16 protein-coding genes are annotated in these 16,095 nt (G+C 46.1%); 5 read left to right on the plus strand and 11 right to left on the minus strand.

All coding sequences use genetic code 11. The features are described from left to right. Positions 1-20 precede the first annotated feature (20 nt). From cotE to SB752_RS18345, 4 genes are all read right to left on the minus strand, one after another. Positions 21-581: an outer spore coat protein CotE gene (gene cotE, locus SB752_RS18330; protein ID WP_410717040.1), complete on the minus strand. Its 561-nt coding sequence runs from the start codon at positions 579-581 to the stop codon at positions 21-23. A 145-nt stretch (positions 582-726) separates the two neighbouring features. Continuing rightward, entirely contained in the window at positions 727-1,170 is a 444-nt protein-coding gene (locus SB752_RS18335; protein ID WP_410717041.1) for a YlbF/YmcA family competence regulator, read from the minus strand. A 5-nt stretch (positions 1,171-1,175) separates the two neighbouring features. After that, positions 1,176-2,687, minus strand: a complete 1,512-nt coding sequence (gene miaB, locus SB752_RS18340) for a tRNA (N6-isopentenyl adenosine(37)-C2)-methylthiotransferase MiaB (protein WP_410717181.1) — start codon at positions 2,685-2,687, stop codon at positions 1,176-1,178. 307 nt (positions 2,688-2,994) lie between these two features. Beyond that, positions 2,995-3,690 carry an HAD family hydrolase gene (locus SB752_RS18345; RefSeq protein WP_410717042.1) on the minus strand — a complete coding sequence of 232 codons (696 nt, stop codon included), beginning with the start codon at positions 3,688-3,690 and terminating at the stop codon, positions 2,995-2,997. 197 nt (positions 3,691-3,887) lie between these two features. Here SB752_RS18345 and SB752_RS18350 point away from each other — a divergent pair, with 197 nt between their 5' ends. From SB752_RS18350 to cbpB, 4 genes are all read left to right on the plus strand, one after another. After that, positions 3,888-5,117 carry an S-layer homology domain-containing protein gene (locus SB752_RS18350; RefSeq protein WP_410717043.1) on the plus strand — a complete coding sequence of 410 codons (1,230 nt, stop codon included), beginning with the start codon at positions 3,888-3,890 and terminating at the stop codon, positions 5,115-5,117. Between the two features lie 172 nt (positions 5,118-5,289). Beyond that, on the plus strand, positions 5,290-6,132 hold the full coding sequence (locus SB752_RS18355; protein ID WP_410717044.1) for a lipoate--protein ligase family protein: 843 nt from the start codon (positions 5,290-5,292) through the stop codon (positions 6,130-6,132). Further along, complete coding sequence (locus SB752_RS18360; protein WP_410717045.1) at positions 6,041-7,339, plus strand: acyltransferase; 1,299 nt, start codon at positions 6,041-6,043, stop codon at positions 7,337-7,339. Before SB752_RS18355 ends, SB752_RS18360 begins: the two co-directional genes overlap by 92 nt. A 272-nt stretch (positions 7,340-7,611) precedes the next feature. Further along, positions 7,612-8,076, plus strand: a complete 465-nt coding sequence (gene cbpB, locus SB752_RS18365) for a cyclic-di-AMP-binding protein CbpB (protein WP_103106034.1) — start codon at positions 7,612-7,614, stop codon at positions 8,074-8,076. 64 nt (positions 8,077-8,140) lie between these two features. Here the strand turns inward: cbpB and SB752_RS18370 are convergent, their stop codons facing one another. The 4 genes from SB752_RS18370 to SB752_RS18385 all read right to left on the minus strand — a co-directional run bounded on the left by SB752_RS18370 (position 8,141) and on the right by SB752_RS18385 (position 11,159). Next, complete coding sequence (locus SB752_RS18370) at positions 8,141-8,500, minus strand: DUF3139 domain-containing protein (protein WP_410717046.1); 360 nt, start codon at positions 8,498-8,500, stop codon at positions 8,141-8,143. 109 nt (positions 8,501-8,609) lie between these two features. After that, positions 8,610-9,692 (minus strand): YheC/YheD family endospore coat-associated protein, encoded by a 1,083-nt coding sequence (locus SB752_RS18375; RefSeq protein WP_410717047.1) that lies wholly within the window; start codon positions 9,690-9,692, stop codon positions 8,610-8,612. 123 nt (positions 9,693-9,815) lie between these two features. Further along, positions 9,816-10,376: a tRNA 5-(aminomethyl)-2-thiouridylate-methyltransferase MnmM gene (gene mnmM, locus SB752_RS18380; protein WP_410717048.1), complete on the minus strand. Its 561-nt coding sequence runs from the start codon at positions 10,374-10,376 to the stop codon at positions 9,816-9,818. 27 nt (positions 10,377-10,403) lie between these two features. Next, entirely contained in the window at positions 10,404-11,159 is a 756-nt protein-coding gene (locus SB752_RS18385) for an MBL fold metallo-hydrolase (protein WP_410717049.1), read from the minus strand. Positions 11,160-11,212: 53 nt separating this feature from the next. Here SB752_RS18385 and SB752_RS18390 point away from each other — a divergent pair, with 53 nt between their 5' ends. Beyond that, positions 11,213-12,250, plus strand: coding sequence for a YkvI family membrane protein (locus SB752_RS18390; RefSeq protein WP_410717050.1), 1,038 nt, complete (start codon positions 11,213-11,215; stop codon positions 12,248-12,250). 60 nt (positions 12,251-12,310) lie between these two features. On the opposite strand, the gene SB752_RS18395 is transcribed toward SB752_RS18390, so the two are convergent. The 3 genes from SB752_RS18395 to SB752_RS18405 all read right to left on the minus strand — a co-directional run bounded on the left by SB752_RS18395 (position 12,311) and on the right by SB752_RS18405 (position 16,059). After that, positions 12,311-13,177, minus strand: a complete 867-nt coding sequence (locus SB752_RS18395; RefSeq protein WP_410717051.1) for a 2-oxoacid:ferredoxin oxidoreductase subunit beta — start codon at positions 13,175-13,177, stop codon at positions 12,311-12,313. Next, positions 13,149-14,927, minus strand: a complete 1,779-nt coding sequence (locus SB752_RS18400; protein WP_410717052.1) for a 2-oxoacid:acceptor oxidoreductase subunit alpha — start codon at positions 14,925-14,927, stop codon at positions 13,149-13,151. The genes SB752_RS18395 and SB752_RS18400 overlap by 29 nt, the downstream gene beginning before the upstream one ends. Positions 14,928-15,120: 193 nt before the next feature. Continuing rightward, on the minus strand, positions 15,121-16,059 hold the full coding sequence (locus SB752_RS18405; protein ID WP_410717053.1) for a dipeptidase: 939 nt from the start codon (positions 16,057-16,059) through the stop codon (positions 15,121-15,123). Positions 16,060-16,095: the final 36 nt, after the last annotated feature.

Raw genomic sequence — 16,095 nt, forward strand, 5'->3', positions numbered from 1 at the left:
AGGAGATGTAACTCTCCTCTTTAGTCAAGCTCGTCGAGCATTGTGGCTGAATCAAAGTCATCAAATTCGTCACTGTTATCTTCGTAGTCGCCTAACATATGAAAATCCTTTTCATCGCAACTATTGCAGACAACAACGCATACTTTTGTTTCGCCAATGATTTCTACCGCAAATTCGCTTTCAACCTTGACTGTGATTGTGCCGCCTCCACTCAACTCAGCTTTTACGCACTTCGGCTGTTCCACGGCGCGAGCGACAATTTCAAGATCGCCTCTGCAGTTTTTGTCGAAGAACGTTAGCGGAACGAGTACGGAGAACTTTACAGTTTCCCGCTTGACTTCGGTTTGCGTGTTATTTGCAAACGAGAACCACAGGTTGACGTCACACGTACCAGATACTTCAACCGCGTCTCCGACTTTCTCTGCCTGGAAGTTCGTGTTTATAATCCAGCATCCGAGGATCGTCGAAGGAGTTTGCGACGGTATGATGGTGTGGGTGGTAGTAGAGAATTTATGGCCTTTACCGCAGACAGCTTTCGCGATGAGTTCCCGGCATTGCAGATCTTTGTCTGTACCCGACATTTCGTTACCTCCTCCATACAACGTTTCTGTACATTTGTATGCAGGGCATTCGGCTAGGGTGCAAACACCCACCTTATTTTGGGAAACTTGTTTGGTAACTCATCACGACCGCTTTAGTCACACTCTTCTATTGTATAGACGATTTTTAGGAGCAGCAGCCCCCATTATTTTTCTTCTCCGGTCCGCCGCCCGTTTCACCTGTCAACGGATTTCCGCCAGTATCTAAGATGATGCGCTCTGACACGGTATTGGTGATCACATTGGTCACCATCTGCAAGAGATCGTTCACATCTACCTGTGACTGCTTGAACTCGTTAACAACCGGAATGGAATCCAATTCTTCGTGGAGCTGGTTGTATTCGCCTTCCACCTTTTTCACCAGTTCAGTCTTGTTGATGGATTCAAACATGACCATCTGCTTCTGCTTTTGTTTCAGTTTATCAATTAAATCTTGAACGCGTTCGTTGTGCTTGATTTGCAGCTCAGCGCGTTTGAAGAAATCTACTTCATTCGTGCGCGAGATCATGGCAGCCAATTCGCGTGCCTTGTCGAGAATTTCTTTTTGTGTGTACAGGTTTGTTTGTTCCATCTCAATTACACCTCAACTTTAGTAACAATTTCACCGTGGAGTGTCCACGTTTTTGCATCGTTAATTTTTACGTGCACGTACTGTCCGATCAACGACTTATCGCCAGTAAAATGGACCAGCTTGTTCGTGCGTGTGCGACCAGCAAGCACATCCGGATTGTTCTTCGATTCGCCTTCCACGAGTACCTCTAGCACTTGATCCTGAAGCTTTTTATTTTGCTCCAGGCTAATGCGTCCCAGCACCTCATTCAAACGATACAGACGCTGTTTTTTCACTTCCATCGGTACGTTGTCCTCCATGACTGCTGCAGGCGTGCCTTCCCGCGGCGAATAAATGAAGGTGTAGGCAAAATCGTAACGCACTTCCTCTACCAACGATATCGTCTCTTCAAATTGCTCGTCGGTTTCACCAGGGAAGCCAACAATGATGTCGGAAGATAAGGAGACGTTCGGTATCGCCGCCTTAATTTTACGAACCAGCTCCAAGTAATGTTCACGCGAGTATTTGCGGGCCATGCGCTTGAGAACCTCAGTAGAGCCCGATTGCACTGGCAAGTGAATTTGCTCTACCAAGTTACCGCCATGAGCAAGTACTTCGATCAGGTGGTCATCAAAATCTCTTGGATGGCTAGTTGTAAAGCGGATACGCGGAATATCAATTTTCCGGATTTCATCCAAGAGGTCGCCAAAGCCATACTGAATATCTTCAAAATCTTTACCGTAGGCATTGACATTCTGTCCGAGCAGCATAATTTCCTTAAACCCTTGGCGAGCAAGATCGCGCACTTCGGCAATGACATCTTCCGGGCGACGACTGCGCTCTTTTCCTCGGGTATATGGCACGATGCAGTACGTACAGAACTTGTCACAGCCATACATAATATTAACCCAGCCCTTTGTATTTCCTTCACGCAATTTGGGCATATTTTCGACGATGTCGCCTTCCTTGGACCATACCTCAATCACCATTTCTTTACTGAACATCGCATCTTTCAGCAGTTCAGGCAGACGGTGAATGTTATGCGTACCAAAAATCAGGTCGACCTGTGTGTAGCTTTTCAGGATTTTATTAACTACCTTTTCTTCCTGTGACATACAGCCGCAAACGCCGAGAATCAGGTTTGGATTATTGTTTTTGAGCCGCTTCATGTGTCCCAGCTCACCAAACACTTTATCCTCTGCGTTCTCGCGGATCGCACAGGTATTAAACAGAATGACGTCAGCATCCTCTACATCATCCGTAGACGTGTAGCCCATTTGCTGCAAAATACCGGAGATCGTCTCCGAGTCATGCTCATTCATCTGACAGCCGTATGTGCGGACGTGATAACGCTTCCCTTTCCCAATCCCTTGCATATCCTCTGGGATCATGAAATCGTAGTGGACCTGTATTTCTTCTTTTCCGCGCTTTTTCGCATCCTTCAAGGAAGGGGGTTGGAAGTATTTTGCAAAATCCGCCGTTGTTTTCGGAGACTTAGCGGATTTTAAGTCCGGAGTCGCCTCTTTTGTTTCCTTCATCATGTATCACCTCAGTAGAATTATCATCATTCATTACCAATAAATAATTATATCATTTTGGGCCATACAAAAGCTAATGCATAATGAGGCAAAATATGTACGGATATACAAGCAAAAGAGCTGGCCTCCCCGGAAGCGGAATGTGATGATTTAGGGAAATACTGGCGACTTATACATCCATACCTGCTACGGAGTTCTTCTATATAAAGGATATTTGCCATCGGGACTTTAAAGGGGTGCCAGATATAAGTAATCATTGCCCACGGACGTAGGTAGCTCGTCGGTACGTTTGTAGTTGGCTATCCCACTATTTTTCGTTCGAAAGTCTGATTCTTTTTTCTATCTCGTCTATGTGTGCGAGCAGCTCTGGAATCTGAACGATGATGCCGTCTGTCTCTGCGGGCTCAGGCCAATAATCGTCTCGTTTCCAGATACCCTTCATACCGACCGCACGTGCTGCTTGTACGTCGTTTGCTGGGTGATCCCCTACGAAAATAGTCTCATCCGCCTTCACGTTAAGCAATCGGAGCGCTTTCTCGAATATTTCTGCTGCAGGTTTAGCGATTCCCTCCTGCTCTGAAATAAGAATCACTTGAAAGTACTTTTCAATTCCGATTGCTTGAAAGTTTTTTCGCTGAAACTGTGTCCGTCCGTTGGTAATCATTCCGAGCAAAATGCCGTTGTCCTGCAATTGCTGCAGCGTCTCATGCACCCCTGGAAATGCTCGACAGTCCAAATGAAAATGTTCGACATAGTCGTGAAGCAATGTATCGGCGTCAATTTTATCTACCTGAAACTGTTCAAGCAGTTGCTGGTAAACGACATCCTTCCACACATATCCACGCTGATCCAATTCGATAAATCGTTGCTGATAGACATCAAGCGGGATAGATCCAAGCGCATTAAAATACCGTTCGTGTTGTCGCTCCAAAAAAGCGGGTAATGACCCGTCCCGATCCAGCAGGGTTCCATCCAAGTCAAAAATACAAGCCTTTAGCATCATTTTCCTCACCCTTCCTTAGTCTCACCAGTGAGTACTTCTTCCTTAGAACTGGATTCAACTCCTTCTTACCGGGCAACTTCCTCCGTCTTTTCTCCTATTTTTTACAAAATGAACTTGTCCCCTGCAACATTCCAATCCCACCCAGCGTCTGAATAACTGCGAGACAGAAATCAACCAGCAAATATGAGGAGGTTAACATGAAAAGAGCACTAACCCTATTCCTATCGGTGTTAATGTTCCTGACTGTCATCCCATTCGCAGGTGCCGCTTCTCCTTCGTTCTCTGACGTCCCACGTAATCACTGGGCGTATAAAGAGATCACAGAAATGGCCGAAAAAGGGATCATAAAAGGATACGACAACAGAACTTTCCGCCCAAACAATGAAGTGACACGCGCAGAATTTGCGAAGATCATGATTGCCGCAGCGGATGTTGATATTGACAAAAGATCTGTTAGCCAAACGTTTAAAGATGTAGCAAAATCCCATTGGGCATTCTACTATGTGGAATACGCCAAGCCTTACTTGACTGGCTATAAATCAGGCTCTACCTATACTTACAAGCCTGATAACTCTGCCGTACGCGAAGACATCGCTGTCGCTCTGGTCCGACTGCTCGGCTATGACAAAAAATACAAAGCCGATATGAATCAATTGAAAAAGTTCCGTGATTCGGATGACATTTCGCCAGCATTGCGTTCTTATATCGCAATCGCTATCCAAACGGATCTGATGAAAGGAAATAACAACTACTTCCGTCCACAAGACCCGATCACTCGTGCTGAAGCGGCATCGCTTCTCTATCGAGCTCTGATCAACCGGGATGGCGATGAAACGAAAGTGGTTTTCCCGAATCCAGAACAACCGAAGCCACAACCAATCAGCATCTCCGACTCGTTTTCTGACAGCAATCTAAAAAATTGGGATACCAAAAATGCAGATGGCAACTGGGGAGTAATCAACAAACAAGTCACGGCTGTTTCCACTGACGATGATTTGGATCATTTCTTGCTGCCACTCATCTGGGAAGAATCTGCAAACCCTGAGAACTACGAATTGTCTGTTGATGTAAACGTAGTAGGTACTAATGGTCTTGGCGGGCTCTTCTTCAATGGCAAGGACGGTAAAGCAAATGTCGTATACCTCACCAAAGATCGCGTCTACCTCGGCAAGGTGAAAGACGTAGAAAAAGATGACATCGATGTAATCGCTTCTGGCTCTTACAAGCTGAAGTCTTCAAACCGCTTGAAGGTTGTTGTTAAAGGAAGCACAGTCTCCATTTATATCAACGATCAATATTTGTTCGGTCAGCAGCAAGTAAAACAAGAAGGTACGAAGCTAGGTCTGTACTTGCAAGAGGACGCAACTGAGGATGCTCCTCGCAAAATGACGTACCTTGATAATTTCTCCTTTAAAGAAGTGAAGTAACTCGCAGGAAGCAACGCCCGACACACTCAAAAATGATGTGTCGGGCGTTCTTTTTTCCCCATTCACCTTAAGCAACTTATTCCATCCAGAAAAAAGGAACGCAAAAACCTAGAAATGAACACACTTCAGTTGTATAATGGTACCTATTCTTGTCCTGTGAAGGAGCTTATTTATGTCATTTTCTGTCAATCAGCCTTTTCGTTGGATGGACTCGGGTACTTATCAGGAAAGTCCACTCGAGCCATTGATCCGAGATGAAGCACTGACAGCAAGCATGCAAAACGCTTCCTCCTCACCTGTCATCCATCTATGGGTCTACGATCAAGCCCTCTATCTGGGGCGCAGAGACGCCAAGCTGCCTCATCTGGAGAAAGCTTTGCATCAGTTTGGTTTGGATGGCTTTGGATGCGTCTTGAGATCGTCTGGAGGCGCCTGTGTACCGCTCGACGCAGGAGTTCTCAATCTGGCCTGTTTGTTGCCGGATACGGCGATTTCAATTGATTCGTTTTTTGCTTTTGTTGCAGATCTGCTGCACGTCGGATTACGTGACTATGGAACTCTGCAGTTCGGAGAGGTTGCTGGATCTTACTGTGCTGGGGAATATGACTTTTCGATTCTCGGAAAAAAAATCGGAGGAATGGCACAGCGTCGCACACGCTTCGGCTCCATTCTACAGCTCTGTATCAACGTAGACGACAGACCACGCGGGGAATGGATGGAACGGTTCTACAAGCTGGCTGGGCTTCACGAAATGGACAACCACAAGCCGATTCCTCATATTGATGCATCTACGATCGGCAGCATCGCCAGCTTGACTCATCAAGCCGTCACTGTAGATGATGTAAAAAAGCGCTTACTTGCTGCCATTCGCACACAATGGCCCGTAACACCAACTCCTTTTACGGTGCAAGAGGAGCTCGTAGGTGAGTCTCGTCATCATTTGGCAAATCGCCTGCGCCTGTTCGCTTACACCGCAAAAGAACTGGCCGCATCAGATTGGCGTTTGCCGGAATAAAGGGCTCATTGGATCAGAAGCCATTCCAGGATGCAATTTGTCCGCGATTGGCAAAAATCTTGGAGGATATATGAATAGCGATCGAAAGGGGACGTTTCAGGATCTGAATGCCCTTTTTGTTTTTGGGGCATGTACTGTGTTGGCAATTCATATTCTCGGCTTTTTTATTGCCAACCAAAAAGACTATCCATGGAACGAAGACATCGAAGCCGTATTGTTGATTTTGCTCAGGTTTGGACGCTCCTTGTTCATTTTTGCAACCGGAATGCTGTTGTTTTATTGGCATGAAGACCGGCAAATGGACTGGAGAGCCTTCTGGACAAAGCGCTGGCGCGTTATCGTGCTTCCTTATGTGATCTGGACAGCCATATTTACCGGATTTAAACTGCAAAGCATTGACCCGGTTGAACTGGCTTATCCTTTTTTTCATAGCCTGTTTACTGGAAGCGCTTTTTATCACTTGTACTACATCCCGCTATATTTGCAGCTCAATTTGCTGTTTTGCCTCGTCAAGCCGTGGTTTGAGAAATATTTGAGCTTTCGTATTGTAACTTTGATTTTCTTCGGTCAGATGGGGCTGTATGTGCTGTACTACTGCCTGTTTATCAATCCGCTCTGGAGCATTGACTGGTCAGCCAATTCGTTTCTCACACTCGTCCAGCACACGTATATTGCGGGACAAAATTATGTGCACATGTACCTGTTTACATTCTCGCTAGGTGCATATGCCGGGTTGAACCTGGAAAAATGGCGTACGTGGACACATAAGCTGCGTTATCTCGCCCATTTCCTTACACTCGCTTCTGGCGGGTGGATTATGCTTAACTATTTGACTGGATCCAAGACCTATCTGGAGAGCCTAAATATTTTTGATCCGCTGTATTTGGTGTATACCCTGAGCTTTCTCATCAGCTTTTATTCGCTGTCCCGCTACCTCGGGAAGCTGCCGGCAATGGCTCACTGGCTATCGAGTCTGGCCAAACAAAACATGGCAATCTATCTCGTCCATCCGCTTATTTTGTTTTTATTGGAAAGCTATGTGATTTTCCGTTTGGATTGGTCAACGCCTGTTCTGATGATCGCGATGTTTGTAATTACACCGCCACTCTGTATCTTTTTGTATAAGCATACGCTCGTCTCGTACTGGACAAGCCGCGTAAGCCAAAAGCCAAAGCGGGTCATGCAGACAGAAACACACAAGGCGTAAAGATTCACGGCTTTGTTTCCTTCAAAATCCTAATGTAAAGTATATGCTGATCTTGCATACTAAAGGTAGGGACAACAATTGTTCCACACCTCGATTACTTGCCTGGCCTTTGAGCCGGGTTTTTTTCGGTCTCCTGGGCCTGCTATTTGGCTCTTTACCTGGATGGATTTTTTATGTAGACCTATCGTTTACTCCCGGCATACGGTATCATAGAAGAGAACCACAGGCAGCCTGCGCGGCTTCCATAGATGACAGAAAAGGTGGTTGATCTAATGAATCAAGATAATCCGTTGTTACATACGCCTATCAAAGATTTGATTATTAGCTCGACGAAAGTAGCTCATGTGCAATTAGGCAATTCACTGGAACATGCTCTGCTCGTACTCATCAAATCCGGCTACTCCGCTATACCTGTTTTGGACCATCAGTACCATTTGCATGGATTGATCAGCACCAATATGATTATGAACAAGACGCTTGGCCTGGAACGATTTGAATTGGAACAGATGTCTGAACATACCGTCGATGAAGTTATGGATACCAAAATGCCCCGTCTGAAGGACAGTGACGAATTCATGAAGGCACTCGAGGTGTCGATCAATCACCCCTTCGTGTGTATCGTTGATGATAATCAATACTTCCAAGGGATTCTTACGCGAAAATCGATTTTGGCATTGGCGTATCGGCATTTTCGGAATTTGCCGTTCCCATCATCAGATACTCATCAACCGCAATAAAATAGAAACTTAGCACACCCAAGACGGGGGCAATCACAAGTGCCCACCGTCCTTTTCTAATTGACTACCCATTTTGTTGTTCCTCCAAGGTTTTCCGATGCTTTAAATCCCGTTCCTCCAATCCCTGCTTTTTCCCTTCTTCTGTCAAGCGATATCCGAACTGAATCACTTCATTGTGCGCAAAGTATACATACTCCACTTCTGGCTCATCTGCGAATACGACAATTGCGCAAAACGGAGGAAGCTTTTTGCTCCATTCACCTTTCACTGACTGTATTTGCTCTGGCTGCATTTTTTCTTTTTCCAGCAAGTGCTCCGTCACTCTGCTTGCATAGATTAGTTTGTTTGCCTGTACATAAACAAAAGGCGTCAGTACGACGACAAGCACGATGACTATCCAGATAATCCTCTTTACTTTCAGCATGGTACTCTCTTCTCTCCCATCTCGCTCTTGTTGGAGCATTCATTCTGGCACAAAAAAGCAGACATCCATGTTGTTTGTCTGCTTTTCGTGTGTGCCTATTATTCGTCTGTTAAGCTAGCTGCCGATTCTTACGTGCCTTTTGTTCATACATCAACGTGTGTGCGTATTCCATTGGATGGCGATAGGTTTGTTTAAACATGGCCTTTTCTCCCGCTTTGAAAAAAGAGTATCGCTGATCTCTCACGTTCACTTCAATTAAATATGGATTACCCTGGTCATCAATCCCCATGTCCATACCTAAATCCGCTAATGATTGAAAATGGTCGCTATACTGCTTCGCGATCTTCACGGCCGCCTCACTGATTTTCTCCACGATCTGCGGATGTGCCTCAGGCGGGAAGGTTTCTGCGATCGCCTCTGTCAAGGGAACGGCTCTGCCCCCTCGAGACAGATTGCTCAGCTTATTTTGCTGATTGGCCACTTTGGCGACCAAGCCGCTTACCGTCCACTCCCGGTCCCCATTCTTCTGTACAGACACGCGAATATCAAACGTCTTGCCGCGATAACGAGCCAGCGGGATTCCTTGTTGAATTAAAAAGCGTTTATTTCCCACCCATTTGCGAACAACCGCAAGCAGCTGATTACGAGTCAAGCTTCGTTGCTTTTTGGATGAAATAAAACGGTATTCATTTCCGTGCCGCTCAATGCGAGCGACACCAATCCCTACTGAACCGATTGATGGTTTGACATACACAATCCGGTATTTATCAAGGAACTGTCGAAGCTGTTCACTCGAATAAGGTACCGTGTGTGGCAAATGCTCACGAATCTGCTGGTTCTTCCAAAGCATCTGATGCACTTTTCGTTTATCCCGCACCACCAATCCATTGAAAACCGTCTTTTTTCTACTTAGACGCTGGATGGTACTTCGTGATCTTCCATCGCCAGTCAGCACTCGATTGTGAATCACGCGCGGGATATGGACCAAACGTGGAATTAACCTGTTGCCGTTCCAAAAAAAACCCTTCACCTTTTCATCGCCAGGAAGTACATGGCGGGGGTGAAAGAATACCGGCTCGAGTCCAAGCTCTTTTCCGATTTCCACATAATAAGGTAGGTGCTCGTAAGACTTGTCTCCATTAATCCCTCTCTGCATAATGCCCCAATCTAACATAATGCCGATTCTGTCCACAAAGATCCCCCTTGCTCCATTCCTCAACATAGGGTATGTGCCGTAATCGACAAGGGCGTGCCTATTTTTCGCAAGTGATGTCGTAACCTGCGCTTGCCCGGGAAAGATTATTTCCTTTTCTACTTATTCAGAGCGACGCTCAATCGCCAATAAAAAAGGAGCCTGGTTCTGCTGATTGATATACTGATACTTCAGGACGAGAAACTCCAATTGGCTCAGCTCATGACAAAAGGATTCTACAGCATCCTTCTCGACTTCTCCCGCAGTGTGCCCCCAGTAAATCATGACCGTCATAATGCCACCTGGCCGAAGCACATTCAAGCCCGATTGAATCGCATGAATGGTACTCTCAGCTTGTGTGGTAATCTCTTTATCGCCACCTGGCAGATAACCTAGATTAAACATGATGGCTCCGGCGCTTCCCTCCAGCTTTTCAATCTCTTCATGACTCGCCAATTTCATTTCGACCCAGTCAGCGACTCCTTCTCGCTCCAAACGCTCTTTCGTCTTCTCAATGGCGAGCGGCTGGATATCAAAGGCGATGACCTTTCCTTCCTCCTTAACCAACTGAGCGAGGAACAAGGTGTCATTTCCATTTCCCATCGTTGCATCAATGACCGTTTCCCCTTCACGGACACGTTCGCGAATCAATTTTCGTGCAACTTCCAATACGTTTGGAAACATTACTTATCTCCTCTCTACCATCCTTTTTTACGTAGTTAATTCAATTTGAAGCCCAATTCTTGCGACGTAGCAGGTGCCGCTCTGATAGGCCACTGCTTGCGCCACGACGTCAGCCTCCTCATAGCCGTGGAAAAGATGCGTAATCAACAGAGAGCCGCAGGAGAGCGATTCTGCCAGCTCAGCAGCATCTCGTACAGACAAGTGGCCATTTGGTATTTGAGGCTTGTTGTGATCAAGGTACGTGCCTTCACAAATAAATAAATCGGCCCCCTCTGCAAATGCTGCCCACTTCGTTCCTGGACCACTATCCGCTCCGTATACGATAACGCGCCCCTTTGACTCCAGCCTCATCGCGTAGCAAGGATCACCGTCTCCATGATCCGTTCGTAAAAACATGATCGTTACGTCACCAATCGTCAGACTTGTCTGCTCGTTGACCGGGTGAAAACGAGTTGCATCTCGGTATGTAAGGGCCTGCACATTCTCAGCTGGTGCTTCTGGAGCGTAAATGGGAAGCGGACGGTCTGCCGGGCGTTGTCCAAACAATTGATGAACCATGAGACCGTATTGCAGGACTCCGATATCTGCTATGTGGTCGTGATGATAGTGAGACAAAAGCAAGGCGTCCAAATCATAGATGGGCAGATGCTTCCCTGCTTGCGCGAGCACACCACTGCCACAATCAATCAGAAGTCGTACTTCATCGGTCTCAACCAAATATCCTGGAGTTGCTCCACCAGGACCTGGATAAGGAGATTGATAGCCTAACACGGTAAAGCGCATATTCGCTTCACTCCTTCTCATAGGATGGAATAAGGTGGGACAGGAGGTAGGAGATGCAAGGATCATGGAGAGCCGCTTGGCAAATCGCTTTTACGTATATTGGAACAGTCGTCGGAGCCGGTTTTGCCTCTGGAAAAGAGATTGTTGAGTTTTTTGTTCAATATGGAACCCAGGGCTTGGTTGGAATTCTATTGGCTACAGCTCTTTTCGCATGGGCAGGCATACAAATCATGCTTATTTCCTATCGAACTCAGGCCAATTCCTATCAAGAAGTAAGCACGTATCTTTTTGGACATCCCTTTGGAACGGTATTCAATACGCTTTTGCTTACCGTATTGCTGGGCACAACCTCAGTGATGCTAGCTGCGACAGGGGCCATTTTCATGGAGTCGTTTCAACTGTCTCCTCAGCTCGGCATTTGGATAAGTATGATCATGATTTTTTTCGTCACGAGAAAAGGCTTGTTTGCAATCCATCATGTAAACAGTATCTTTGTTCCGGCTCTCATTGCCTTTACTTTCCTCGTCTTTTTGTACACAAAGCCCTGGGAAAATACCTCTGTCACTTTAGAGTCTCTACGACCCTTGGCATGGCTGAGTTCTCCTCTCTACTATGTTGCCTTAAACGTGTCACTTACACAAGCAGTTCTTATTCCAATCGGCAGACATAGTAAAAACGAGAAGCCTTTGATTGCAGGAGGGATAATCGGAGGTTTAGGCATTGGTTTATTGCTGCTGCTCGCATACTCTTCCCTGTCGGCAAATATGCCCGGTATTCAGCGAGCGGAAATGCCCATGATTGCTCTGTTGCAAGGAGCGGGAAAAGGAATTCCTCTGTTATTTTCTTTGCTTGTGTACGCGGAAATCTTTTCAACACTCGTCGCGAATGTATTTGGTCTCTCAGAACAGATTCGTCAGGTCACTCGGTTACGTGGACCCACCATTCTTTTAGGCATACTGGGTATCAGTTATTTCATCAGCTTTGTTGGCTTTAGTTCGTTGCTTCGGTTTTTGTACCCTCTGTTTGGACAGCTCGTCGTTTTTTTCCTCGTCATGCTGGTGTATCGACAATGGCGTGGCAGGGAGTCATAAAAAAGATTCTATCTCAACAAAAAAACCTCTCCACAAAGGGAGAGGTTTTTCTTCGAAACCTTACGCAAATTCTGCAACCAGTTTTGCGAAGTCTTCTTCGGACAAGCGGACGTCTTGGTTAGCCAAGCCTTCTGCTTTAAATCCGTTAACGAGTGCTTCGTAAGGTTTTTGTTCTGTATTTTGATAGATCAGACCAGTGACCAGACCTTTGTATTGCATAGAAGTAGACATAGCCTTGATACGGTCATGTGGATCGTAGCCTTCGATTGTGTCAATAGGAACGATGTTCTCTTTAAACCAGTCGTAAGTGTTTACCTTGTTGTACGTTACACAAGGGCTGAATACGTTGATCAGAGAGAAGCCTTCGTGCTGGATACCTTTTTCAATCAGTTCAGTCAAGCCCTTCAGATCGCTGGAGAAAGATTGAGCAACGAATGTTGCACCAACAGACAGCGCCAATTCAACAGGTGAAATGGAGGACTCGATGGAACCTGCCGGTGTAGACTTGGTCACGAAACCAGTCGCGGAACGCGGGGAGGTTTGACCTTTTGTCAGACCGTAGATTTGGTTATCCATTACGATGTAAGTTACGTTCATGTTACGACGGATTGCGTGTACAGTATGACCCATACCGATTGCAAATCCATCACCGTCTCCACCAGCAGCGATAACTGTCAGTTCACGGTTAGCCATTTTCACACCTTGTGCGATTGGCAAGGAACGACCATGGATACCGTGGAAACCATAGCAGTTGATGTAGCCGGAGATACGACCGGAACAACCGATACCGGAAATAACCGCCAGATTTTCAGGTTCCAGACCTACGTTAGCTGCAGCGCGTTGAATCGCTGCTTGGATGGAGAAGTCTCCACAGCCTGGGCACCAGTTTGGCTTAACGTTATTTCGAAACTCTTTCATAGTCGCCATGTTTAACCAGCTCCTTCACTTCAGCATAGATTTCCTTCGGCAGGAATGGGTTCCCGTCATATTTCAACACGGATTCGATTTTCTCTGCGTTTCCAATGTGTTGTTTGATCAAGTTAGTTACTTGTGCTTGAGCGTTGTGTTCTACCACAACTACTTTTTTCGCTTTATCCACGAGTGCTTTCATTTCTTCAGCAGGGAATGGATGCAGCAAACGGATTTGAGCATGGTTAACTTTCATGCCCTCTTTCTCCAAACGACCTTTTGCTTCTTGAATAGTACCGATCGTGGAGTTGATACCCACAACAAGAACATCCGCATCATCATGTGGAGCGTCAGCTGTTACAGGGTTTTTGAACATTTTCAGGACGCCTTCCATTTTGCGCATACGTTTATCCATTTGTTGGATACGGTTTGCAGCATTCTCAGATGGACGACCAGTTTGATCATGCTCAACACCCGTTACATGGTGCAGACCATATTTTTGACCAGGAATTACACGAGGAGAAACGCCGTCTTCCGTTACTTCATAACGCTTGAACAGATCGTTTTGCTCTTTTTCTGGCAATTCTTGTCCAGCAAGTAGTTTACCACGACGGATTTCTACTTGGCTGTAGTCAAAAGGAACAACCGTTTGTTTACCCAGCGACAGAGTAAGGTCTGTCATCAGGATTACTGGCAGTTGGTATTCTTCCGCAATGTTAAACGCTTCCACTGCATCGTAGAAGCACTCTTCTACTGTGCTAGGAGTGATAACTACTTTAGGAATATCACCGTGTGTACCATAAATCATAGCATTCACGTCGGATTGCTCAATTTTGGTTGGCATACCTGTAGAAGGACCACCACGCTGAGTGTTTACGATTACAACTGGTGTTTCAGTGATACCAGCCAGACCGATTGCTTCCATCATCAAGGACAGACCAGGACCTGCAGATGCAGTCAAGGAACGAGCACCAGCAAAGTTTGCACCGATTGCCATTGTGATCGCAGCGATCTCGTCTTCTGTTTGGATAACCGTACCGCCCAATTTAGGCAGTTTTTTGATCAGATATTCCATTACTTCAGATGCTGGGGTAATTGGGTAAGCTGGCATGAAGCGGCAGCCTGCTGCTACAGCCCCAAGAGCGATTGCATCGTTACCGATCAGGAACAATTGCTTTTGTGGATCTGCTTTGTCCAATTGGAACTCTGGCAGTTGACCACCTGTCAATTCATTAACAAATTCAAATCCGCGGCGAATGGCATCCATGTTCTTTTCAACCACTTTTTCGCCTTTACGGAGGAACATATCTTCAACAATGACTCGGTAGCTTTCCACTGGGATGCCGAGGATCGCACTGGACGCACCGATCGACACCATGTTCTTCATCAGGGAAGTACCCAGCTCATCTGCAATTTCAGAAAGTGGTACAGTGAAGAAGCGAACTGGCTTCAAGCCGTCCGGCAGCTTTGGGTTAAATTTGGCGTCGGCGATGATAATACCGCCTTCGCGCAATTCATGCCCGTTAAAATCGATCGTCTCCTGATCGAACGCAACGAGAATGTCCAGATCGTCGGAGATCGCGCGCATAGGTTGTGTACTCACGCGAATTTTGTTGTTTGTGTGTCCACCCTTAATACGGGAAGAGAAGTGACGATAGCTATACAGATGATATCCCATCCGGTTCATCGCCATCGAGAAAATCTCACCAGTACTCTCGATGCCCTCCCCTTGCTGTCCTCCAACTTTCCAAGAAAGTTGACTAATCATTCAGATTCCACCCTTTCAGTGACTGTGAGAAAAAGCGCTCATCCTATCTGAAAAAGATTGATAAGATGTGACAATTCTGTGCATAGACAGTAACAATTGTAGTCCTGTCCATGTGAAATTGCAAGTGCTTTTACTCAACTTACTTTTGACCTGAATTTTAATGTTGAACTTGGTACATTAATATCCTCATGTATTATTGTAGCACGTTTCCGAAAACACGCAACCAATTTCCGTGTACAAATTTCATTACTTCCGCCTCTTTGTAGCGCTTGAGCATTGCCTCCAGTAATTGGGTGTAGCCAGCCGCCGAAGCGAGGTCACCATACGTTCTCGGGATTCCATCAAAATCAGATCCAAATGCCACATGATCAACACCACCAAGCGCGCAAACATGATCCAAATGGCGCAGACAATCATCGATCCACACCGTTCTCTCTTCAGTCACTGTAAAGAAGTCTACAAACGTAAGACCCATAACTCCATTATTGGCAATCAGTGCCCGGATTTGTTCATCTGTAAGATTGCGAGGATGGTTGCATATTTCTCTCGCATTGGAGTGAGAGGCAATGATCGGTGCCGTAGACAGCTCCAGTACGTCCCAGAAGCCGGGATCTGCTAAATGCGATACATCAATGATCATCCCTAGCCGATTCATTTCTTCTATTACTGTTCGTCCGAATGACGTCAGTCCACCTGGATTCGGTTCACCGCTTCCATCTGCCAGCGCATTCCCGTGATTCCAGGTCAAAGTCATTCCGCGTACACCCAAGCGGTACCAGGTACGCAGCTGAACCAAGCTTTCTTCTAGGGCATGTGCTCCTTCTACAAACAGAATGGCCCCTTTCTGCCCCTTTAATACGCGCTCGTCCAAATCAGACTTCGTGTAGATCGGAAGAAATTGCTCGCTAGCTACCCGCTCATGAAAAATATCAAGCATTTCTAGTACCGTATGAAACCTGCGCCCGTAAGGTACATGTGTGGGTACAAAGCACGCGAGCACCTGTATATCTACATTCCCTTTTACGAGCTCCGGAAAACCTGCCTGTAGCTTTCCGTCTTCTTTATAGAAGTCAAGCTCCGGCTTGTCCCAGAGCTTACACAATACATCGCAATGCGCATCAAATATTCTCATGGTCATCACTCCTGCATGTTTTGATTATGTACAATC

Source organism: Brevibacillus sp. SIMBA_040, from assembly GCF_046535075.1.
Lineage (GTDB): Bacteria > Bacillota > Bacilli > Brevibacillales > Brevibacillaceae > Brevibacillus.